Here is a 21,434-nt window from a genome sequence, read left to right on the forward strand (position 1 = left end):
TTTCCTTCGTCAGTTCCCCATCTTCAGGAGCGAGTCGTCTTCACCCGTCACCGGGCTGCATATTTCACACCTGAATTAGAAACGTGTGGTGAGTAGGTTTGTTAGAAATACCATGCCAGCTTCTTCCAACGCTTTGTTCGGGATAAGCCTGTTTGAAACCGTAGACTTCTTTTTCCGCATGAAAGCTCGTACTCTCATGCGTGACCATTCGTCTAGCCGCTGAAACTTGCTCTTTACGTTCCCAATCCCAAAGTAATTTCCAAATCCTCGCGACACTTCATTCAGCTTCTTGATCATTTCCTCAAGGTTGTTCCCTTGCTGCCTACGGGTGATCTTGCGGACTTTATCTTTGTACTTCTTTACTTTGGCGTCCGGCAAGATGAGATAATTCTTCCAGAAGTCGAACCCCAAGAAGCGGAACCCTTCGTCGAAATGCACCACTTTCGTTTTCTCCGGATGCATCCGCAGCCGCAGTTCTTCTTCCAGTATCGTCCTCGCCGCTCTATAGGCTTCTTCTGCCTGTTCCATTGTCTTGCAAAGAATGACGGCATCATCCGCATATCTGACCACGGCAAAGCCTCTCTCCTTCATTCCCCAGTCGAAATGATTCAAGTACAAATTCGCAAGCAGCGGACTGATGACACCACCTTGCGGGGACCCGACTTCCGTTTCATGGAACTGGCCATCTTCCATGACTCCCGCGGTAAGCCATCCGCGAATGAGCGTCAGCACTTTCCCGTCAGTTATTCGTTCACGTACCTTTTCCACCAGCATGTCATGCGGTATTTCATCGAAAAAGGACATGATGTCGAGGTCTACCACATAGTCGTATCCGCCGCGTTTTGCTCGCCGAATCGTATGAATCGCTTGGTGCGCGGAATATCCAGGTCTAAAGCCAAAGCTGTAGTAGTAGAAGTCCTGCTCGAAGATCGGCTCTATGATTTGGCGTACCGCCTGTTGGCATACGCGATCTCGAATGGTGGGAATACCGAGCGGTCTTTGCTTCCCGTTGTCCTTCTCAATGTAATGTCGCAGAACAGGGTCGGGCTCATAACGCCCTTGTTGTAGCAACCTTTGGAGCTCCCGTAGGTTCATACCCACATTCTTCTCGAACATTTCGATGCTTACTCCATCGATTCCGCCGCTTCCTTGGTTCTTCTTGACCGATAGCCACGCTTCGTACAGATTGTCCATTTGGTATACTTTGTCGATCAAGGAGTAGTATCTTCGTTTCGGTTTCATTGGTGTTTCACCACCTTTACCGCTACTCACCAAGCTGATCTTGTCCTTGCTACAAAGATCGATTCCTTGCTTGTTCAGCCCTTCGCGGCTGCGTATTAGGCTTTCGCCAATCGCTTCAACCTCGCAGTGCGTACTCAGGTCGCCAGCAGTCCTATGTCCTTTGACGTTCTTTCGCCATCGGCGGGACGCACCCTCTTGGCACTGCCCTTCTGTTTAAGGCGCTTACGATCTCCATTCACTCGAACTCACAGACTTTGACGAAGCACGTTCCCTTTGCCTCTGTCTTCCCTCTTTTGAAGTGGAAGCAGGTTATGCGACTCGCAGTTTTCAAAGCTTACAACCGCTTCAAAAAAAAATCCGCGCATACTCATCCGAGTTTTCCCCTCCAGTCTGTTACCAGCTTTCATCGGCTCGGACTTACTCGCTACTATGGAACGATCCGCCATCTCGCAGCCCGTCGGCTTGGCTTTCCCCTTTGGGTTATACCTCCCCTACCTTGCCCGCGTTTGCGTCAAGGAGACTACGAGACTTCCCTCGGTCATCTGCACATTCTGTTCCATCCATCCTGACCCTAATCACGTCGATGAGCCTTGCAGGTCATATCCCTTTCGTGCTTTCCTGCAAGATATGCGCATTCGCACAGGTTTCCCCGTTTTCTGGGCGGGTCACCCAACATCGCCGCCACCTCTGGTTCACCGCATTCCGGGCTGGACTTTGCCTGTAGGCCCTTCAGATTCTCCCTCGCGAGAGACACCCTGCCAGTCCTTCTCCTTCCGGAGGTAGGACCTCTGCTTCGGCTACGGCACTTTAAAGGGTAAAGTTACCGAGTGGATTTGAACCACCTAGATTGTGCGACTGTGAGGCGCACCAAAAAAACCGCCCGAAGCGTCGGACGGTCCTGCCGTATAAAACTTATGCGTTCGCACTTTTGGTTTTTCTGCCTGGAGTCACGAATTATGTTGCGTTTCTGGCAATCGCCGGGTCAGGTATACTGCACCAAGTGGCTTACCATTTGGTCGACGAGGCTCTCGTGCACAGCGGCGTTGTTCATCAGCGGTTGGCGGGTGCGGATGAAGAAGCAGTTTTTCTTCGGGCGGTCCCGGTTCAGGCTCCGCCAGTGATGCTCCAGCTCCGCGCAGCGATCCTCCGAATCGGCAATATCGACCAGGAACACCACATGGTCGCTGTCAAGCTCGGACAGCTCCTGCACCGAAGCGACATCGAGAAAGCTCATGTTCCGGACAAGTGCCGGTGGCGTCACCTGCAGATCGTCGTAGAACAAATCTTTCATCTTCCGCATCTGCATGCCGAATACGCGAAACCCAAGACCCGAAGCGTTGACAAGCAGCACCGACTCGTCCCCGAGCCGTTTGCGCACCAGATAACGCGCATTCTCCGTCTTCACTTCGAAATAGGACAGCCAACGCTCGGCTACCGTCGATATGTCGAGCGCCCGGCTAATATCGAGCAGGCGTTCTTTCCAGGAATAACGCTTCCAGTCGAGCATGACGACCGGAGCGATGCGGGACAAGGCGCGATACACATCATCCGTTACCGGCGGGATGAAGATGAGCTCCGGCGCCTCCTCCGCTACCTTGCGCAGTCCCTCCTCCGGAGCTTCCCACCACCCGCGTTCCAGAACGAGATGGGGAGTAATGCCGAGCACGGACAGATCTCCGAGGAAGATCGGCGCCAGACAGGCGATCTTCCTTCTCGCCGACAACGCATATTCGGTCGGAGACATCCCCATATGCTTCTTGAACAACCGGCTGAAATAGTACTCGTCCGGATACCCGACCGAATGCGCCACATCAAGGATCGGAAGCGAGGAATCCGCGAGCAGCGACAAGGACATGTCGAGCCTGATTTTCGTCATGTATTTGTGCGGACTCAGCCCTGTATGGCGGCGGAACGCCTGATAAAACCGGCTCGATCCGACCCCCGACAAACGCGCGATCTCCTCCATATCGAAAGGATTGTTATACCGCTCCACCATATACTGACGTGTCTGCTCGACGTAATCCAGCAGCTCCGCCTCCGGCTGTTTCGGCTTTTGAATTGTCGTCATGTAGGCCGCGGCTAATCCGTACAGATGCGATTGCAGCTGATAATAATGAGCCGCGTCGTCGCCGGAGTCTCCGATGAAAACTTGAATCCAGCTCCGAACTTGAGGAATGCGGAAGCGGATCAGCTCCAGACGTTCCGCGAATATCGGCAGCGGTGAAGCCGGTAAGACGTGGAGCTTCTTCGGCACGCATTGGAAGCGGATGACGACCAGAGCGGCCGTATGATTGGCCGACAAGTTATCGAACGTGCATGCGCTGCCCGGAGGAATGAGGAACAAATCGCCGCCGAGCACGTTGCCCGAAAGCCGCTGACCGCGAGCGCGCAGCGTGACGCGAATCTTATCCTGCTGTACGAAGCCGAAGGCGTATTCGTCCCCTGTCGAGACATCCGCTTGCGAACGGCATGGGATTTTCAACTCTTCCGTGCTCATATATTCGAACAAAAGCTGGTGCAGTTGGGTGCTGTCGTACAACATTCTGCATTCACATCCTTCCGCGTACATAGAAAATAGTAGTGATAATAAAAATCATTGTCAACAAGCTGCTAAATGTTACCTGGAGGGGCAGAAGACATGGATCACGATCGGCACGACAGTTCGGAGCGATCCCTGGCCCCTCGGCCTCGGGCAGGCAAGGAACGCTTCTGCCCCGCTTCCGGCTCCCTATGTGTTATGATTGATCATACCTGCGCTCGAACAAGGAGACGATGCCGATGCGATGGAAGGCCCTATGCGCCTTGTTCCTTATCCTAGGTTCAGCGATGCTCGGAGGGTGCAGCGTGACACACTCCGTGTCTACCCCTGCCGTGAAGGAGCTGCGCCAAGATCTGCGGCAGCTGAGTCCATCGATGCAACGCGTTCACGTTACATTCACGCGCCCCAACCTGACCATCCGGGCCGACACGGCAGGGTTGCCGGACCCGGCTGTGCTCGAAGCGATGCTTGAGCGGGTGAAAGCTTTCGCCACTGTCGAGCACGTCAACGAAGCCGCCCGTTCCGTGAAGTGGGAGCTGGAAGTGTCCTGCGTTCACTTCACGGTGAACAGCGACGGCAACGCGGAGACGGCGGAAGCCGCCTACTTCGCCCGCTATTTCCGAACGTCCGACGCCTCCGACGATTCCCCGGACAACATCGAAGCCTATCGGACCTGGTACGAAATGAAGAAGCCGTAAGCGGAGCACGATGAAATCGGCTTCGCTTACGGCTGGCTGCGGGGCTCGCCCCCGTCAAACAGTAAAGCTTATTTGCCCAAGAACGAATTTAACATCCAAACGTGCTTCTCAAGCGCCGAGTGAATACCGAGCAGCAAATCGCCCGTCGTCTCGTCCTGAATCGATTCGGCGTATTCCATGCCCAGCTTCAATTCGCCGATAATCAGGCTGAAATCGTTCACGATCACCTCCACCATCTGTTCGGCCGATTCCTCTCCGGCTGCTTCCCGGACCGATGCGATTTCCAGACTCCCCGTCATCGTCGCGACCGGCTTGCCCCCTAAGGCGAGTAACCGCTCGGCCAGTGCGTCGACGTGCAGCCCAGCTTCTGTGTACAGTTCCTCGAACTTCGTATGCAGCGTAAAAAATTGCGGACCCTTCACATACCAATGATAGTTGTGCAGCTTTACATACAGTACCGTCCAGTTGGCAATTTGTTTGTTGATCATATCCGTCAGTTGGTTTCTCATTTAAAATTCCTCCTCTTATTTTTCAAATCGGCTTCTTAGATCGCAATGCCTCGCTCCGGCCGCTGCAGGACGGCACATGCCTTACAGGTACCCGTTACTTCCAGGAAAATACTGTGCGCCTGAAACCCCGGACTCACCTCGATGGACGGCAGGGGCAGCGCCCCCGTATAATCCGTCACCCTTCCGCATCGGACACAATACAGATGATGATGCGGAAGCACGTTCGTGTCGTAACGGGCGATTCCGGTTTGACGTACATAAAACTCCTTCAATAAGCCCAAATCGCGCAGCACCCGCATATTTTTGTAAATCGTCGTAATGCTGACGACCCTAGGATAATCGGCATAAATGGCTTCATATAATTCCTCGGCCGAAGGATGGGACAACCTGGCATACAGGTAATCCAAGATGAGTTCACGCTGCGCCGTCATCCGGATACCGGATGCTTTCAAGCGCTCGACCGCTTCTTCGATCGTCACGTTCATGGTATCCCGCCTTTCCATTCGCAATTGCTGTTACCCTCCCGGTGTCATACGGCTTTCCGATATCGATACCCCGTTCGTCGGCCAATGGCACACTTTATCCCGAATCGGCCCGGTAGAAATTACAGTGATCTGCAGCAGGCGAGCCTTGATTCGAAGTTAGTCCAGATTGTTGCGTGTTCATGGTTCCAACCTCCTTTTATATTTAGACTCAGTCTAAATATATAAATTGATAATACCATCGAATACCCGTCCGTTCATGAAGGAAAGATGATGTTTTCATGAAGATAGGATGAAGATCCTGCTAACAAGCGTTAGCGGACGATTACTCGTCCGCCAACCGGTAGCCGACACCGCGTACGGTGACAATATAGATCGGAGCCGCGGCGGGATCGCCGAGCTTTTTACGCAAGCTTTTGACATGCACGTCGACGACGTTGCTGCCGCCGAAATATTGACTGCCCCAGACGCGATCCATAATTTCCTCGCGGGTGAGAACGGCTCCGCCCTCCTGCATCAGCAGAAGCAGCAGCTCGAACTCTGTTTTCGTGACTTCGACGCGCTTGCCGCCGCGGGAAAGCGTCATCTTCTTCGGATCGAGGGTCAAATCCTTAAACGTGTAGACGGTGCTGTTACCATTAGCGGTTGCAACCGGCGTCGTCACGGCTTCGGCTTGCGCCGCCGACAGCAGCTCCTCCACCCACTGTACGGCATCGGAAAGCGGCATCGGCCAAACGATCGTTTCGGCATTGGCCAAATCCGCAGCCGGCGCATTCTCCTGCACGAGCCACAGGAAGCGCGCGCGGCTGCGCGTATCGGCGACGGCCGCCTGCAGCTCGGCCAGCTCGCCCGCTTCCGCAGCCGCGGCGGCGTCAATGACGACCAGCTCGAGCGGCAGTCCGTCCATGACGGCCGGATCGAAGCGGTGAAAGACGAGCACATCCAGGCACCGCGCCGTCAGTTCGCCAACCAGTCCGCGCAGCCTCTCGGGGAACAGACTGATGACCGCAACCCGCTGCGTTTCGCTGCAATAAGCGCCAATGGCTGTTTCGACGGGTCGCCCCATCTTTTCTGCCGCTTGGCCCGGTGATTTGAACCCCGGATGCCCGATGTCCAGCGACGCCCGCTTCATGAATGAATTGTCGATTTTCTGCATGTCGGACACACCCCTTCGAACACCACGTGCGAATGATCGACCAAGTACGCCGTTTCCTGCTCGACCGCCTGAACCCAGGCGGCAGGCGTCTGGGCTAACACTTCATCGACGCGGCCGCATCGCTTGCATAAGATATGATGATGATCGTCGGTCCGGGCGTCATATCGGCTGGCCGCTTCCCCGAGCTTCAGCTCGCGAATCAACCCCATATCGGACAAATAGCGCAGGGAGTTATATACGGTGCCGTAAGCAAAGTTATGGCCTTTGTCACGCAGCCGTTCGATCACCTCCGCCGCCGTCGGGTGATCGTCGCTATGCTGCAATATGTCATAGATCGCTTTACGCTGCGTCGTTAAATTGAGCTTGGTCATTAGCGTTCATTCCCTCTGATTATATTTAGATTTAGTATAAATCCATAGTGAAATAAGGTCAATACACACCCGGCCGCGCGTGCCCCGCCACTGGCGCCGAACGCTGATCGCAGCGGCAGAAAGGCCATGCCCCATCAAGTCCGATCGACTTGAGAGCATGGCCTTTCTGCCGCGCATTTACTAGCGGGCACCCGCCGGACGGGCGCTGATGGTTTGCGGGCTTCTCTGCTTCACCTTCCGCCAATGAACCCGGGTCGAGGCCGGCAGATCTGCTAGCCTCTTGACTTTCTGTAATACATATAGGACCCGAGATAAGGGACGATCGTCGTCAAAGCGATGAGTCCGATGAAGAAACCGAATTTCACAGCGTCTGGCAGGAAAACGCTTAGCAGCAGAAGTACGCCGCCTGCCACAAATACTCTGCCGCTCAAATAGTGGGTTTTACGCCAAACCTCTTCGCTCGCAAGCGTCCAGGGGGTGCGGACGCCCATGAAATAATTCGTTTTGAACCGCGGCATATAGTTGCCCAGGACGATGAACACAATTCCTGCAAACGGCAGCGCAACATAGTTCATATTGAAGGTGAATCCGTATCCGTAAGCAATTGTAAAGGCATGCAGCACCAGCAGCCCGATCATAATCACATTCCGGATCACATTCACCGAAGACTGGAATTTGCCGTAGTTTTCTTTCTTCGGATCCAATTTCGGCAAATACGTAAGCAAGCTGTGGACAACGATCAAAATGCCAGGGACGAGAAACAAAGCAACCGCCTTGTGCGCATAGTTGTCCGGCTGTCCGTCAACGCCCCAATGAATCGGCATGAGATCCGGCCTCGACGGATACAGAACAATGCCGGCAACAATAGACGCCGCAAGAAGCAGCCAAATAAACCATGGTTTATTCATGATGATCCTTCCCTTCCGGTAGTTGTTGGAATTGCAGCACCCATTTCAACAAATCTTGAAATACCGTCGTGTTCAGCGAGTAGTAAATATGCTGGCCTTCACGTTCGTCCCGGACCAGATCCGCTTGCTTCAATAAACTCAGATGGTGGGAGATGCTCGGTTTCGTCATCTGAAATTGATTGGCGATCTCGCCGGCCGTCAAATCCTTTTCCTTCAGCAGGTCGAGGATTTTCCTTCGAGTCGGGTCGGATAACGCTTTAAAGGCTTGATTGATCGACATCGGCACACCTTCTCTTGCAATTTAAAGTTAAATATTTAGATAAATATCTAACTATCTAGCTGTTTTTAGTATACCTTTTGACGTCCAGCCTTGTCAATGCAATAAATGCCTACTCTTTTTCCCAACTCCGAATCCCCCGGCAACCCCCGACTTTATTCCTAATTTATGAGGAGATAAAAGGGGTTTTTGCGTAGAAAAGCGAATAGATAACAACATATGAAGCCAGTCACACAGGAGGTTCACATGAAACCGATGTTACGTTCATTGAAGCTGCTGCTCGTCTTTGGTATCGCCCTCGCTTTATTCGCAGTCGTTCCCGCCCCGGCCCAGGTCAAGGCGGAAACGTTCTATTACATCGCCTATCCGAAAGGAACCGTTGGCCTGAAGAAGCCGACCGTCGGGTTTGCCATAACGGACACCGAAGTCACGATGCTGCATGACATTTCGCTGAAGCTGGACGGTCAAGAGGTACAAGGAACGTTCGACCCGAAATCCATGTCCTACCGCTATACGCCGGCCGGCAACTTATCCGTCGGCGAGCATACCGTCAAAGTTTCCGTCAATTTCACGGGATACGAGCCGATCGAGCAGCAATGGACATTTACAGTTTCCCCGCTCGCCATCGATGAGCCTCCGTCCGACTACTCGGACAAGCAGCTGGAATTGGTGAAAGCCGTCAACGATTATCGGACCTTGTACGGCTTGCCGCCCTTGCAAATCAACCGCCATTTAACGATGGCCGCCAAGATGCACGCCGAATACCTGCACGTCAACCAGATCGACCCGAACAAAGTGTCCCTGCATGACCAAAGCAAGTCGGTGCCCGGATATACCGGCAGCACGCCGGGCGAACGCGCCGTCTATGCCGGTTATTACGAGGGAGTAGCCGAGGACGTATCCTATAACTACGGGACGCCTGTCGAATCCGTCGACGGACTGTTCGACGCCCCGTATCACCGCATTCCGTTCTTGTACGCAACCGTCAAGGAGGTCGGAGTTGCGGTCGCCGGTCCGATCGTCGTACTGGAATTCGGCTTTCAAGACGAGAACCAGATGGAGCTGCAGGTCACGCCTGCTCCCGGGGACAAATACGTCCCGGTTGCGTTCGAAGGCAATGAAGTCCCGGATCCGATCCGCATGCATACCGCTACCGCTTCGTATCCGGTCGGATATCCGATTCTGGCCCGGTTGACCGGCGCCGACCTGGAGGAAGTAACGCTGTTGGATGCCAAACTGACGGACGCCGCCGGTCAACCGGTCGAGCTGCTGCGCAATTCGCCGAAGAACGACAACCATCTGAAGCAGGAAGTGATTCTGACGCCGGTTAAGCCTCTGCAGCCGGATTCCGCCTATACGGCTTATGTGAAACTATCCGCCAGCCGCAATGGGACGGTCAGCACCTTCGAGCGGAAGTGGGATTTCCGGACGGAGCCCGTTCCAACTGTAGGCAAGGAGAAGCTTCACCAGGATGCCGCGGCTTACAAGAAGCTGGCAGAGCTTCAAGGCGACGCGGCGCACACGGTTTCCTTCGCGCTGAACGGAGACAAGTACGTGCTCGACGGCGTGACGTTTGATATGCATGTGGCCCCGGCCGTGGTCGACGGCTCTGCCTACTTGTGGGTACGCGATCTGGCTTCCGCCCTTGGCGCCGCGGTCACGTGGGATGACGCGCAGAAGGCGGCCATCTATACGAAGAAGGACCGAACGATCACCTTCTACACGACTCGCGGCGCGTATGCCGTCAACGGCCGGGAGTACGTAACCGGGACGGCCGCCAAGCTGATGAACGATCATACGATGATTCCGGTCCGGCTGCTGTCGGAGGTGCTCGGAGCTAAAGTCGAGTACGTGCCGGAGACGCACAGCGTCAGCATCCGGTACTAACCACAACAAACAAGACAAGACCCTCGCTGCAAAGCAGATGATGATCGCCATCCGCTTGCAGCGAGGGTTTTCTTTGTGGGCTTATTTGACGGCCGCTTTGGACCTTCGGTTTTATTCCTCGAGCTTAGGAGACGTTACTCAGCTCAAGCTCGTCTTCTTCGTCGCGGTTAAACGCTTCGCGGTTGAATTCGCCTTCGGCATTCGCTGCGACTTGCTTGACAGTTGGTAAACTTTCACTTTGGTTATTACTGATGTTTTCCGAACCCCGGTTATCACTTTTACCCATGTCTCAACCTACCTTCGGGCAAGATTATGAGACAATTATACCCCGCCGCTAGGACGGGGCACAATGACTAATGGGTGCGGCTACGTCGGGCCGCGCCTTCTCGAAGGATTTGTTCCGTCTTGATGAAATTCGCTTCTGTAGACGATACCCGTGCCAGTGTCATTACTGCGCCGATCCTCACCAAGTCCGGATCCTCGCTCCTCATCATATTCATGGCCGTATCTATTCCGGCGTGTGCCAGCTCCAAACACGCCTTCAGCCGGTTAATTTCAATCTGTAGCCATTCCATTTCACCCGACATATTCAACCGACATATTCAACCTCCATATTCACCCGTTTTGGGCTGTATTCGTCGATTTTGCTTCCGTGGAACAATTCAGTTTTCTGTACCATTCTCCATAGAGCCGAAGTCCGGTTTTCTCCTATTTTCTCCCGATTAATACCTAACCTTGTCCGAAAACCCCTCGGACATGTTCACAAAATCAGTTATTTTATGAACAAGTCAAAAAGGAGCTGCCGCGCAGCTCCTTACTTTTTTCAAGAATAGACTCGATTTAAAAGGAACTTTTTGAGACCTTTTATTTCTTTTTTAAATATTTAATTACAAAATATAGAATGATAATAATGATAATAAGAAATACAAGATTAATCAAAGGAGCGTAGGTTACTAGCCAGTTTGCCATGGTTTATTATGACCTGCTTTTTATCATTTTTTTATTACATTTAAATTTCTACATTATGACTTCCGTTGACTGGAACGGTTGCAATTTGCCCAACACCTCCTACAAAAACAAGAAAAGAGAGTTGACCAGAGGCGATTGAAATCCACTTACGCTGGTAATATGCCAAGTCCCAGCCCAAGAGCCATCAGCAACGTTGGTCAAAATATAATTCGAATACAGTAGCAAATCATATCCGGCCCCATCATATAAAACTGAACTAGTTTGCCCAGTTTTAGTATCGCCAATGGCATATGGGCTAATGTTATTCGTTTTATTTCGTTCAGGTGGAGGAGGTAGTTTGATGTTTTGGTTTAGCGCTTTTTCTGCCTGAGACTTAACTGAAGCCAATAGAGCATCCAACTCTTGAAGACTATCTAACTTAATTACAGCAGATCCTTCTGGAAGACTATTTAAATCTATATTTTGAACAGTTCCACCATAAGATTTTACTAGTTCCTCTGATGTTTTATATGGAAGACTACGTCCAGTAATATCTTGAGTTATGTAACGCTCAGCCTCAATATATTTAATTTCTCCTTGTGCGGCACTAACTCCTCCTACATTAATAGAAAAAAGTAATGTTGCTGAAATAATTGCACTAACTATAATGTAATCTATCAAACAAATTACCTAAAAATAGGTTTGTTTTATCTTTATTTGTAAAAAATCTCGTGAATTCGACAACTATTATCACACGGATTCTACAATCCCGATTTCGATAACGACTAGACATATGTACAAATCCCCTAATTTTGTACAGAAGTCCTTGCCGCTGCCGCCAATCCAACGGCAAAGACTCCCCTAAGTAACTAAATTATTCATTTTGTTACTCTAATTCCGAGTGGCCAAAATAGGAATTAAGCCAATCAGACAAAAGCAAAATTGATATCATAATCGCATTAAAAATCAGCACCATTTTCAATAGATCCATGTACTCACCCTATTCCGCAGGAGCCGTACCGTCACCCCTCCATTTTTAATTTCACTTGTTTGAGCAGCTTCTCCCCGCTGCAACCAGGACAAAGGATCGGCGCGGCAGCTCCCTTCGGATCGATCTCCCCGTAACCGGAACAGACCGGACAAAGAACGTAATCAAACTCGCTAAACTTGGGGTCATAGACCAGCAGCGAAGAGACTGTCGTACCCGTCGCGTTGACGGCAGTCCGCCCCATATCGACGACGGCGTCGATCGCCAGCGTCAAGCCGATCCCTTCGAGCGGCAAGCCGAGCGCAGTCAGCACGACCGTCGTCGAGATGGCGGCCGGTCCGGGAACCCCCGCCACGCCGACAGAAGAGATGACGCTGACAAGCACGATGAGAATGTAGTCGGATATATCCAGCGGTATGTTGTACATCTCACGCGGCTTGAAGTCCTGCGGAACGGCTTGGACTATGCCTGCCCCCGGATCGATCAACACCGCCACGATAACGCCGATCAGCGCGGCGATACCGGTCGTAGGAAGATGGATATCGTCTTGACGCCGATTTTGCGCAAATGACCGAGAATGGTCAGCGTCGTTATGCTGTTGATCACGAGCACGACGACGAGCGGGATGACCAGCATTCGCACCAGGTTCACATAAATGCTGCCGATCGTGCTGACACTCTTGAAGTCGAACTTGTATGAGTTAAAGAAAATCCCGGCGGCCAAACCGAGTCCGAGCGCGATCAATACCCGATAGCCGAAACCGAGCGTCTGCGGCCTAAAGCATAAGCAAGCCGATGACCGCCAAGGAAACCGCTAAAGAAACCCCGTTCGTCTGAAAAGCCGTGATCAGGTTGTTCTCCATGGGATCCAGCTCATTTATATATTGTCTATCCGAATAGGTTGATTTCGAATAAAACCGAGTTTACTCCCCGCTATACCGGATGTCCATGTAAAAAGTTGCCGTCGGCTCCGGCCTTGGATACCCGGCCTTCAACACGGGAACACTGGCATTTATGGACATAAATTTTCTCACCTTAATCCAAAAAAGCAACAACTTGATTTAGTTTTTCTAAAGCATTTGGGACAATTTTCAGCGTCGATGTCGGTTCTCCCGTACCACCGTAAATAAATGGATAGCGGAAAAGTCCTCGATCTACGATACAAGGCAAAGAAAGCACTATAGAGACACTGCCAACCGTGCAGCCGGTTATCTGTTGGACTTCTTTTGGAGTTGCCATTTTCAATTGATTGCATCCTAAAATTCCCGACACTTCTTCTAAATTTACACGCCCGCGACTTCCAGAAACTATCATCGCAAAGTAGCCTTTTTCTGACTTGAGAACTAATGTAGGTGCTGTCTGACCTGTTTCAATTCCAAAATAATCCGCACCTTCCAGTGCAGTACGAATCGGTTTTTCGTGATGAATCATTTCAAATTGAACTCCACTTTCTTGCAAAATGGTTCTTAAATTATCCATGAGGGTTCCCCCGTTTAGAAGGTCTTAAGCAAAGCAGCCGCTTGAAAAGACGATATTTTGTATCACGAATACGAAGCAATAACGTCCAGGAGGTAGCCATGAAGCGAATTTGGTCCATCTACGCCACAGATATGCGAAATGTCGGCCGCAACTGGGCCGCTTCGGTCATCGTCCTCGGACTGATATTCCTGCCTTCGCTCTACGCTTGGTTCAATATTCTGGCCTCGTGGGATCCCTATTCGAACACCGGCTCGCTCGCGATCGCCGTAGTCAATCAGGATCTGGGCACGACCGTCAACGGCCGCGAGCTGCACATCGGGGATGAAATCGTCGCCTCGCTGCGAGCCGATCACCGCATCGGCTGGACGTTCGTCGAAGCGGAGCAGGCGATGAAGGGCGTGCGACGCGGCGATTATTACGCCAGTCTGACGATTCCGCCGGACTTCTCCGAGCGTATCGCGTCCGTGCTGACCGAATCGCCGCGCAAAGCGGAGATCGTCTACGACGTCAACGAGAAAATCAACGCCATTGCTCCGAAGATTACGTCAAAGGGCGCCAGCGGCATTCTGGAAGAGGTCAGCCGCAGCTTCATCAAAACGGCGAACGGCGCCATCTTCGAAATCATGAATAAGGTCGGGCTCGAGCTGGAACGCGGACTGCCGACGATCGAAGCGGCGAAAACCGTCTTGTTCAGGGTAGAGGCGCTGCTTCCCGAAGTCGAACAGGCCGTCGGCACCGGACTTGCCGATATCGAGAAGGCGCAGGACATCGTGCGCCGAACGGAATCGTACTTGCCCGAAGTTGCCAAGCTGGCCGATACGGGTCAAGCCGTCACCGCCCAGCTCGGCCAATGGCTCGAACGAAGCGACGAGGCGCTCAATTCGCTGGCGCCCGGCATCAAGCACGATCTGTTCCTGCTGCAGCAGGCGGCGATCGCCACCGAGCAGCTGACCGGGCTGCTGCAGGACGCCAAACTCGATCCGGCGGCCTTACAGGCCGAGCTGGAACGCGTCAGGCATCGCTTGACGGTCGCCGGGGACGTGACCTCCCGCATGCTGACGCTGTTCGAGCGGCTGAACGGCCTGACCGGCGGCAAGGGCTCCGCGTGGGCCGCGGGAAAGCTGCAGCAGCTGCAAAGCAGCCTGCAGATGCAGACCGCGATCGTAGGCCGCATCGCGGACGCGATCGCCAAAGGCGCCAAGCCTGCGGATGCGCTTGTGAACGACTTGGCGCGCGTGTCCCGGGATGTCTCCGCGGTGCTGGGCGACGTGCTGGAGCGCTACGACGGCGAAATCGCCCCGGGCATCGCGGACGGCGTAGAACGCGCCAAAACGGCGGCGCGTAAGGCGCACGACGCGCTCATCGAGGCGCAGAGCAGCATGCCCGACGTGACGCGCATCGTAGGCGACGCCAGCCGCGGCTTGGCAACCGGGCGCGAGGAGCTGCTTGCCGTTCAACAAGCGCTGCCGCGCATCGGAGCGAAAATCAAGGAGCTGGCCGATCGGGTCCGCGCCTTCGAGCGGGAGGGAAATTTGGGCGAGATTTTGCGATTGCTGAAGCTGGATGCGCAGAAGGAGAGCGAATTTTTCGCCGAACCGGTCATTTTGAAAGAAAACAAATTGTTCCCGATTCCGAATTACGGCTCCGCCATGTCGCCCTTCTTCACGACGCTGTCGCTGTGGGTCGGCGCGCTGCTGCTCGTCTCGCTGCTGTTGGTGGACCTTCACGCCGGTGAGGCCGCCCCTTATACGAGCCGCGAGGTTTATTTAGGCCGCTACTTGACGTTTCTGACGTTCGCGCTGCCGCAATCCTTGTTCGTCACGCTCGGCGATCTGTACCTGCTGCACACGTACGCGGCCAATCCGTTCTGGTTCATTGCGTTCGGACTTGTGTTAAGCGCGTTGTTCATGCTGATCGTGTACACGCTTGTGTCGGTGTTCGGCAACGTCGGCAAGGCGATGTCCATCGTGCTGCTCGTGCTGCAGCTTGCCGGGTCGGGCGGCACCTTTCCGGTGCAGCTGACGCCGCCCTTTTTCCAAGCGATTCACCCGTTCCTACCGTTTACGTATGCGATCGGGCTGATGCGGGAAGCGGTCGGGGGTATATTGTGGGAGCTCGTGTTCGAAGACTTGCGGATGCTGGCGCTCTACGCCGCCATCGCCCTGCTGATCGGACTTGCGTTGAAGGAATGGATCAACGCCTCCTCGGCGAAGCTCGTGAATAAAGCCCGCGAAAGCAAGCTCATCCATTAATAAACGCGCTCCACGGGGATCAAAATCGTAAACGCCGGATCGGGGTCGTACGGATCCTGACGCATCGGGTACAGCTCGAAGTGAGTAAACGTTCCGGGCACGGTCCGGTAACCCTCGCGTTCGATCCAGGCGAATAAGCCGGTGTACGACCGTTCGATCTGCTGCCCTTTGCGGTGCTCCGTCTGGACATAGGTATGTGAAGGGACGGAGAGCCGGGTCATCCCGGACGGAACGTCCTCCGCCCGCTCGACCTCCACGGCCGCATAATGGGTGAAGCTGTCCCTTGTCGGCGTGACGTGATAAGACAGACCTAACAGCACGGCCGGGTCCGCGACATAGCGAATTTCGTTCAGTCTGCTCTGCAGCGCCCGTTGAAGCCCGCGTATCTCCCCGGCGCCCGCTTGCGCGAACGTGCCCTCCCAGCGCAGACCGACCGCTTGAAAAGCCGGACGCGTCACCAGCGTTTTGACTTGCGTCTGTTCCATAAGCACCCTCTCCTTGGCTTTCGTTCGGTTAAGCGTCTTGCGTCTGCGGGCTTCTCATCAGATATGGATAAAGCAGAATCAGTCCGGCGACATATAGCGCCAAAGCAAACAACGCGGGCAGCAGGTGCCAGAAATCGGTGTATCCGATACCGAGATGCACGCCGAAGCCCGCAATAAACCCGGGAGCCCCGCCCACAAGCAGCGTCTTCCACTGCCAACGCTCACCCTGCTGCAGGCCCCAGAGCGCCATAATAAGAAGCGCCAGCGCATCGGACAGCAGCGCTCCGCCGAAGCCGGCGCGATCATGCGCGATGAGCGGAATGAGATGCGGATTGGCCGCCTCAAGCTCGGCCGGCGTAACCTGCATGAACGCCAAATCCTCCGGCACGAACACCTGCGTCATGCCGACAACGGCGATCGTGATGCCGCCGGCTGCGAGGGCGAAGCCCAGTACGACGAAGCAAAGCTGCCCCCACATCGCCAGCCGCCACACGCGGTCATTGCGCCTGTTCACCGGCTTGCGGTAAGGCCGGTCCGGATTGTTCCGCATGGACAAGACGAACATCGGAAGCAGCGCCGCAGCCGCGATGGCATGAAGCGGATCGAAGTACCCGTAGCCCAAATATAAGAAAAAGCTCGAGAATCCGACGACGCCGGAAACCGCCAAAGCGGTTTTGCTCCAATGCAGCCCGTGCTGGAGTCCGTTCGCGGCGATTTGGTAATACAGGATGCCGATCGAGATCATCGTCCCCGCCAGCGTAATCCGGTCGTGCGACATGAAGTGCAGAAGGTTGGCGTTGATCCGCGACAATTCTTCGAGATCCATGCCTAAATACGCTTCGTCGTAAGGCAGCAGCACGGTCGTCGTCGCCACAAGCCACGCCAGAATACCGCCGAAGATCATCCCCAGCCCCAGCAGGCACATCCAGCCCCAATGCTTCCAGAACGACGGCGGCAACGGCTCGGGTTCCCCGCGGATTTTCTCGTAGAGAACCGCCTCGTTCACCCGCTTGGGCAAGCCCGGTCCGGCGTACACCAGACCGCTGTGCAGCAGCACGTAATCCGCCCCAGCCCGCATCAGGTCGACCGCATCCTGCGGCTCGTGCACCCCGCCCGCTGCTTTCACGGCAAATCCGTTCACGTCCCGGCTGCCCAACCGGTCGAAGCTTGAGCCGGGGCCGAGCACACGGCGGATCGCCCGAAGCTTCTCCAGCGCCGCCGCTTTGCACGCCTTGCCGATACGGACGCCGCCGCCAGCCGCGGGAAGCGCTTCCCCGACAACGATGCCCGCCCATGCCGATCGATCCAGCCGCTCCAGCAGCCGCTCCAACTGCTCGTTCGGGTAGTCGAGCGGAACATATAGAAACAGAGGCCGGCCGGCCTCCGCAGCGCCCGGGATGCGCTCCAGCAGCGCCAGCGCCTCCTCCGTCCCTTCGCAGTCCCGCAGCACATCGATGTAAAAGCCCGCCGCTCCAGCCTCGGCCAATCGCGCCCGCAGCAGCCGCAGCTCTTCGAGCGCCCGCTCGCCGCGGGTACCGGGCATCGGCGCGATGCGCACCAACTGCGGCAGCGTGTGCCCCGGTTTCGCGATTCGGCGGGCGGCCGCCTTCAGGCCGGGGTTCTCCGCGTACGCCGGATAGACGATCGATTCCGCGGCAGCCTCGCGCACAATCGGCTGGCCGCTGCGCACGGATGAAACGGTCACCGGGCCCACTTCCATGAAGCCGAAGCCGAACTGCGACATCGCCTTGTGAGCCGTCCCTTCCGGGTCCAAGCTGCCGGATAATCCGACAGGCGTTGGGAACGTTAGCGCGGTTACGCGGCTCTCCAGCAGCGGCGAAGGCTCCATATGCCCTAACGTGCGGATAACGAAGGCGCCTCCGGGCAACCGGCTCAGCCGCCCCATCGCGCGAAGCGTCAGCTCGCGTGCCAGCCGGGACGGGAGACGAAACAGCAGCGGGCGAAATATCGTTTGATACGACCAATCGGGCATGACGGCCACCTCTTTTTTCCGAGATCTAGTTAGAAACCGTAACCAACACATCATCCTTATACGTTCCATTTTAACAAATAACGGGAACGGCACAAAAAAGAAAATCGCTTGGGCTTCAAGATCGAACACCGCAACCTCGTACATTCCTTCTCCGTCTAGGGGTAAACGGATGGATTCCGCAGAAAAACCAGGTAGGCGATGCCGCGTCATGCCGTCAAATGGTTTCGCCGGCATCCGGCAGGGGCGAAGCTGAAGCATGGTTGCAGGAAAATTACGGCATACTGGTTGGTAGGTTGAAATAGGCTGCGGCCTAAAAAGGAGGGCTTCTTTTGCGGCAATGGCGTCACTTTTATCGACTTGGTCTTCTCTTGGGGTGCCTCGGTCTGGCAGGCGGGTGCACGGGCCCGCAGAACGACGTCCCGCCGCCTCCCGCCGCGACGCCCGACCCGATTCAAACACAAATCCAAAGGATGAACACCGACGAGAAGATCGGACAGCTGCTGCTGATTGGTCTGGAGGGGAGGACGCTGGACGCGCCGGTTCGCGAGCTGATTGCGAACCGGCATATCGGCGGAATCATTCTGTTTAAACGCAATGTCGGATCGCTGGAGCAAACCATCGGCCTTCTCAACGCCTTGAAGGCGGCGAACGGGTCGAATGCCGCTCCGCTCTTCTTAAGCGTCGATCAAGAGGGCGGCGCCGTCAGCCGGCTGCCTGCGGCCTTCGCGGCGCTGCCGGACAACCGTCACATCGGGCAGGCGAACAATCCTCAGCTGGCGAAGCGTATCGGGGAGCTGCTCGGGGAAGAACTGCGTTTGCTGGGGATGAACATGAATTACGCCCCGGTGCTCGACGTGGACAGCAACCCGGACAACCCGGTCATCGGTCCGCGATCCTATGGCGCCAGCGCCGCTCTCGTAGCCGACCTCGGCACGCAGGCGATGAAAGGCATGCAGGGGGCCGGCGTCGTGCCGGTCGTGAAACATTTTCCCGGTCACGGCGATACGGAGGTCGACTCGCATCTGGAGCTGCCGGTCGTAAGCAAGCCGCTCGAGGAGCTGCGCAAGCTGGAGCTGCTTCCGTTCCGGCGTGCGGTGCAAGAAGGCGCGGACGCGGTCATGGTCGCCCATCTGCTGATACCGGCACTGGATAACGCCGCCCCCGCCTCCTTCTCGGAGCCCGTTATCGACGGACTGCTTCGCCAGGAGCTCGGGTTTCAAGGCGTGGTCATGACCGACGATTTGACGATGGGCGCGATCACGAAACACTTCGACATCGGCGAAGCGGCCGTACGCACCATCCTGGCCGGCGGCGATCTGGTCATGGTCGCCCACGGCGCCGACCGCGCGCTGCACGTCCTCGATGCGCTGAAGCAGGCGGCGGCGGACGGCACGCTGACGGAGGAACGCCTGAATACGAGCGTCTCCCGCATTCTCGCACTAAAAAAGAAATACGGCCTCTCGGACAAAGCCGTCTCGACGCCCGACCCCGGCACGCTCAATGCGGCTATCCGCAAGCTGCTCGAAGCGAACAACCTCTGATCCGGGACTCCCTGAACCTGAAGAGCCCCGCACCCGAATGGGAGCGAGGCGCAGCGCGGGAGTATGGAGCCCGGGCCGGGAGTCAAAGCACGGGAACCGTCTTTTCTTCCGTTACGACTTGAGACGGATACTGATACACGCTGGCGTCGCGTTCGCATAAGCGGACCCACGCGTCTACACAGCCGGGGTCGAAATGCGTCCCCCGCCAATCCTTCAAGAACCGCATCGCTTCGCGATGGGACATGGCTTGCCGGTACGCGCGGTTCGACGTTAGCGCGTCATACACGTCGGCCACGGCCACAATGCGCGCCATCAGCGGAATCTGTTCGCCCCGCAGACGGTCGGGGTAGCCGCTGCCGTCCCATTTCTCATGATGCCAGCGGATGATGCCGAGCTCTTCTTGCATAAAACCGAGCGTACGGCACATCTCGTAGCCGCTCACCGGATGCAGCTCGATCACGCTTCGTTCCTCGGGCGTCAGCCGTCCCGGCTTGTTGAGAATCGCATCGGGAATATTGATCTTCCCGACGTCGTGGACGATCGTGCCCTGCGCCAGAGCGCGCAGCTCGTCCGGCCGAAGCTGAAGCTCCTCCGCCAGTTTCAGGGCATACATCGTGACCCGGAAATTGTGTCCGGCCGTATACGGATCCTTCTGTTCGGTAGCGGCCATAAGCACTTTCACGCTGGGCGAGATGCTGCCGGTAATCCGTTCGATCGGGTCGCTCGTGTACAAAGCGCGAATCGCATCGGCCAACGACCGGTTGGATGCATACTGGCGGATTAATCCGGCCACCATGACGATCATGGAAGCAAGCAGCAGGAAGTGGTACAGCCACCAGCTCGCGCGCCATATCTCGCCGGTCACCATAATGAGCTGGGCCACGATTAACCAGCCGGAGCTGTATACGATGGCGATTTGCAGCGGAAACCGCGAATACAAGTAAGATTGATAATAGCGGTACATGACGATCCCGTTCAAGGCGATCGTGAGGGCGACCATCGCCCCGTTCAGCGGATGGACGTTCAGCGGAATGAACGCGGCCGTGTGCGGAAACAGCATGCCTGTCACGCCCATGACGGCAAGCGCCGCCGTCCAAGCCGGAATAAGCCGTGACTGGTGCTTGGACAAAACCCTCACGAGACGATGATCGGTGGAGAATGCCGACAGCCACAGCCAGAAGGAGGCAAGCAAGACACTCATTTGCGCGGCTATGCCCGGCAGATTAGTGGCGTGAAGGATGAAATTGGGCGTCGACAAGCCATGAACCATAAACAACTCGGCTATGGAGACGAACGATAACGCCAAGAAGCTCACTTTAATATTCCGCAGCCGGCTGCCGGCGACGCCTACAGCGATAGCGATCACCAGAGCCAAGCAGGCTACAGCGCTGACGATATAGAAGTGCCCCCTCGGCATGGCGAAATGCCCGTCGATGGAAGCATGACTGCGTAACAGCAAATACGCCGCATACGGCAAGACGATGCCCGCCATAGGCCCTAAGAGGCTGCGATAACGCATGGAACGGTCTCCTTCCCCCTGCCAAAAGTCCCCAAGATTCTTGCCCTTATTCTAACATAAAGCGTTATATTCGAACATGCCCCGGCTTGCTGAAATGGCTTGTACAATTTCATTGCATTTACAACTTTTGCATCAAATCCGGGCATTATAGGGGTGGAGGT

The 21,434-nt window shown here is 55.4% G+C and carries 20 protein-coding genes; 4 read left to right on the forward strand and 16 right to left on the reverse strand.

Annotated features, from left to right (window positions below; genetic code table 11):
- Positions 1 to 75: 75 nt before the first annotated feature.
- Positions 76 to 1,242 carry a group II intron reverse transcriptase/maturase gene (gene ltrA / locus ACZ439_RS12725; protein WP_464620539.1) on the reverse strand — a complete coding sequence of 389 codons (1,167 nt, stop codon included), beginning with the start codon at positions 1,240 to 1,242 and terminating at the stop codon, positions 76 to 78.
- 982 nt (positions 1,243 to 2,224) lie between these two features.
- Positions 2,225 to 3,784: a helix-turn-helix domain-containing protein gene (locus tag ACZ439_RS12730; protein ID WP_464621058.1), complete on the reverse strand. Its 1,560-nt coding sequence runs from the start codon at positions 3,782 to 3,784 to the stop codon at positions 2,225 to 2,227.
- Between the two features lie 302 nt (positions 3,785 to 4,086).
- On the opposite strand from ACZ439_RS12730, the gene ACZ439_RS12735 reads away from it, so the two are divergent.
- Complete coding sequence (locus ACZ439_RS12735; protein WP_464621059.1) at positions 4,087 to 4,479, forward strand: hypothetical protein; 393 nt, start codon at positions 4,087 to 4,089, stop codon at positions 4,477 to 4,479.
- 68 nt (positions 4,480 to 4,547) lie between these two features.
- Here the strand turns inward: ACZ439_RS12735 and ACZ439_RS12740 are convergent, their stop codons facing one another.
- The 6 genes from ACZ439_RS12740 to ACZ439_RS12765 all read right to left on the reverse strand — a co-directional run bounded on the left by ACZ439_RS12740 (position 4,548) and on the right by ACZ439_RS12765 (position 8,179).
- On the reverse strand, positions 4,548 to 4,988 hold the full coding sequence (locus tag ACZ439_RS12740; protein WP_127605140.1) for a Dps family protein: 441 nt from the start codon (positions 4,986 to 4,988) through the stop codon (positions 4,548 to 4,550).
- Between the two features lie 35 nt (positions 4,989 to 5,023).
- A complete protein-coding gene (locus ACZ439_RS12745; protein WP_054798661.1) occupies positions 5,024 to 5,473 on the reverse strand; it encodes a Fur family transcriptional regulator in 450 nt (149 codons plus the stop codon).
- A gap of 322 nt (positions 5,474 to 5,795) precedes the next feature.
- Positions 5,796 to 6,626: a winged helix-turn-helix domain-containing protein gene (locus ACZ439_RS12750; protein ID WP_054800375.1), complete on the reverse strand. Its 831-nt coding sequence runs from the start codon at positions 6,624 to 6,626 to the stop codon at positions 5,796 to 5,798.
- Positions 6,599 to 6,997, reverse strand: coding sequence for a Fur family transcriptional regulator (locus tag ACZ439_RS12755; RefSeq protein WP_054798516.1), 399 nt, complete (start codon positions 6,995 to 6,997; stop codon positions 6,599 to 6,601). The genes ACZ439_RS12750 and ACZ439_RS12755 overlap by 28 nt, the downstream gene beginning before the upstream one ends.
- Before the next feature lie 272 nt (positions 6,998 to 7,269).
- A complete protein-coding gene (locus ACZ439_RS12760) occupies positions 7,270 to 7,905 on the reverse strand; it encodes an SdpI family protein (protein ID WP_054798515.1) in 636 nt (211 codons plus the stop codon).
- Positions 7,898 to 8,179, reverse strand: a complete 282-nt coding sequence (locus tag ACZ439_RS12765; protein WP_174817556.1) for an autorepressor SdpR family transcription factor — start codon at positions 8,177 to 8,179, stop codon at positions 7,898 to 7,900. The genes ACZ439_RS12760 and ACZ439_RS12765 overlap by 8 nt, the downstream gene beginning before the upstream one ends.
- Before the next feature lie 249 nt (positions 8,180 to 8,428).
- Here ACZ439_RS12765 and ACZ439_RS12770 point away from each other — a divergent pair, with 249 nt between their 5' ends.
- A complete protein-coding gene (locus tag ACZ439_RS12770; protein ID WP_054798513.1) occupies positions 8,429 to 10,069 on the forward strand; it encodes a stalk domain-containing protein in 1,641 nt (546 codons plus the stop codon).
- A 124-nt stretch (positions 10,070 to 10,193) separates the two neighbouring features.
- Here ACZ439_RS12770 and ACZ439_RS12775 read toward each other — a convergent pair whose 3' ends face one another.
- From ACZ439_RS12775 to ACZ439_RS12795, 5 genes are all read right to left on the reverse strand, one after another.
- Positions 10,194 to 10,355, reverse strand: coding sequence for a hypothetical protein (locus ACZ439_RS12775; RefSeq protein WP_181410107.1), 162 nt, complete (start codon positions 10,353 to 10,355; stop codon positions 10,194 to 10,196).
- A 782-nt stretch (positions 10,356 to 11,137) separates the two neighbouring features.
- The gene (locus ACZ439_RS12780; protein ID WP_464621060.1) at positions 11,138 to 11,698 is read right to left on the reverse strand and encodes a hypothetical protein; all 561 of its coding nucleotides are present in this window, start codon (positions 11,696 to 11,698) and stop codon (positions 11,138 to 11,140) included.
- A gap of 341 nt (positions 11,699 to 12,039) precedes the next feature.
- Positions 12,040 to 12,495 (reverse strand): cation:dicarboxylate symporter family transporter, encoded by a 456-nt coding sequence (locus ACZ439_RS12785; RefSeq protein WP_464621061.1) that lies wholly within the window; start codon positions 12,493 to 12,495, stop codon positions 12,040 to 12,042.
- Positions 12,496 to 12,512: 17 nt separating this feature from the next.
- Complete coding sequence (locus ACZ439_RS12790) at positions 12,513 to 12,749, reverse strand: cation:dicarboxylate symporter family transporter (RefSeq protein ID WP_054798508.1); 237 nt, start codon at positions 12,747 to 12,749, stop codon at positions 12,513 to 12,515.
- A 290-nt stretch (positions 12,750 to 13,039) separates the two neighbouring features.
- Entirely contained in the window at positions 13,040 to 13,483 is a 444-nt protein-coding gene (locus tag ACZ439_RS12795; protein ID WP_155614927.1) for an aminoacyl-tRNA deacylase, read from the reverse strand.
- 98 nt (positions 13,484 to 13,581) lie between these two features.
- Between ACZ439_RS12795 and ACZ439_RS12800 the strand changes: the two genes are divergently transcribed.
- Positions 13,582 to 15,735: a YhgE/Pip family protein gene (locus ACZ439_RS12800; RefSeq protein WP_464621062.1), complete on the forward strand. Its 2,154-nt coding sequence runs from the start codon at positions 13,582 to 13,584 to the stop codon at positions 15,733 to 15,735.
- Here the strand turns inward: ACZ439_RS12800 and ACZ439_RS12805 are convergent.
- Together ACZ439_RS12805 and ACZ439_RS12810 are read right to left on the reverse strand one after the other, a co-directional pair.
- Positions 15,732 to 16,220, reverse strand: coding sequence for a GyrI-like domain-containing protein (locus tag ACZ439_RS12805; RefSeq protein ID WP_054798507.1), 489 nt, complete (start codon positions 16,218 to 16,220; stop codon positions 15,732 to 15,734). The two genes, ACZ439_RS12800 and ACZ439_RS12805, sit on opposite strands and share 4 nt — an antisense overlap.
- A 28-nt stretch (positions 16,221 to 16,248) precedes the next feature.
- Positions 16,249 to 18,213 carry a dihydroorotate dehydrogenase gene (locus ACZ439_RS12810; RefSeq protein WP_372814187.1) on the reverse strand — a complete coding sequence of 655 codons (1,965 nt, stop codon included), beginning with the start codon at positions 18,211 to 18,213 and terminating at the stop codon, positions 16,249 to 16,251.
- 329 nt (positions 18,214 to 18,542) lie between these two features.
- Here ACZ439_RS12810 and nagZ point away from each other — a divergent pair, with 329 nt between their 5' ends.
- Positions 18,543 to 19,754, forward strand: a complete 1,212-nt coding sequence (gene nagZ / locus ACZ439_RS12815; protein ID WP_464621063.1) for a beta-N-acetylhexosaminidase — start codon at positions 18,543 to 18,545, stop codon at positions 19,752 to 19,754.
- An 82-nt stretch (positions 19,755 to 19,836) separates the two neighbouring features.
- Here the strand turns inward: nagZ and ACZ439_RS12820 are convergent, their stop codons facing one another.
- The gene (locus ACZ439_RS12820) at positions 19,837 to 21,273 is read right to left on the reverse strand and encodes an HD-GYP domain-containing protein (RefSeq protein WP_054799762.1); all 1,437 of its coding nucleotides are present in this window, start codon (positions 21,271 to 21,273) and stop codon (positions 19,837 to 19,839) included.
- Positions 21,274 to 21,434: the final 161 nt, after the last annotated feature.

The organism is Paenibacillus sp. JCM 9796, assembly GCF_055379675.1.

Excerpts from the sequence above, each read along its gene's own strand:
- ltrA (WP_464620539.1), bottom strand. The coding sequence starts at position 1,242 with ATGAAACCGAAACGAAGATACTACTCCTTGATCGACAAAGTATACCAA.
- ACZ439_RS12730 (WP_464621058.1), bottom strand. The coding sequence starts at position 3,784 with ATGTTGTACGACAGCACCCAACTGCACCAGCTTTTGTTCGAATATATG.
- ACZ439_RS12740 (WP_127605140.1), bottom strand. The coding sequence starts at position 4,988 with ATGAGAAACCAACTGACGGATATGATCAACAAACAAATTGCCAACTGG.
- ACZ439_RS12745 (WP_054798661.1), bottom strand. The coding sequence starts at position 5,473 with ATGAACGTGACGATCGAAGAAGCGGTCGAGCGCTTGAAAGCATCCGGT.
- ACZ439_RS12750 (WP_054800375.1), bottom strand. The coding sequence starts at position 6,626 with ATGCAGAAAATCGACAATTCATTCATGAAGCGGGCGTCGCTGGACATC.
- ACZ439_RS12755 (WP_054798516.1), bottom strand. The coding sequence starts at position 6,997 with ATGACCAAGCTCAATTTAACGACGCAGCGTAAAGCGATCTATGACATA.
- ACZ439_RS12760 (WP_054798515.1), bottom strand. The coding sequence starts at position 7,905 with ATGAATAAACCATGGTTTATTTGGCTGCTTCTTGCGGCGTCTATTGTT.
- ACZ439_RS12770 (WP_054798513.1), top strand. The coding sequence starts at position 8,429 with ATGAAACCGATGTTACGTTCATTGAAGCTGCTGCTCGTCTTTGGTATC.
- ACZ439_RS12775 (WP_181410107.1), bottom strand. The coding sequence starts at position 10,355 with ATGGGTAAAAGTGATAACCGGGGTTCGGAAAACATCAGTAATAACCAA.
- ACZ439_RS12795 (WP_155614927.1), bottom strand. The coding sequence starts at position 13,483 with ATGGATAATTTAAGAACCATTTTGCAAGAAAGTGGAGTTCAATTTGAA.
- ACZ439_RS12800 (WP_464621062.1), top strand. The coding sequence starts at position 13,582 with ATGAAGCGAATTTGGTCCATCTACGCCACAGATATGCGAAATGTCGGC.
- ACZ439_RS12805 (WP_054798507.1), bottom strand. The coding sequence starts at position 16,220 with ATGGAACAGACGCAAGTCAAAACGCTGGTGACGCGTCCGGCTTTTCAA.
- ACZ439_RS12810 (WP_372814187.1), bottom strand. The coding sequence starts at position 18,213 with ATGCCCGATTGGTCGTATCAAACGATATTTCGCCCGCTGCTGTTTCGT.
- ACZ439_RS12820 (WP_054799762.1), bottom strand. The coding sequence starts at position 21,273 with ATGCGTTATCGCAGCCTCTTAGGGCCTATGGCGGGCATCGTCTTGCCG.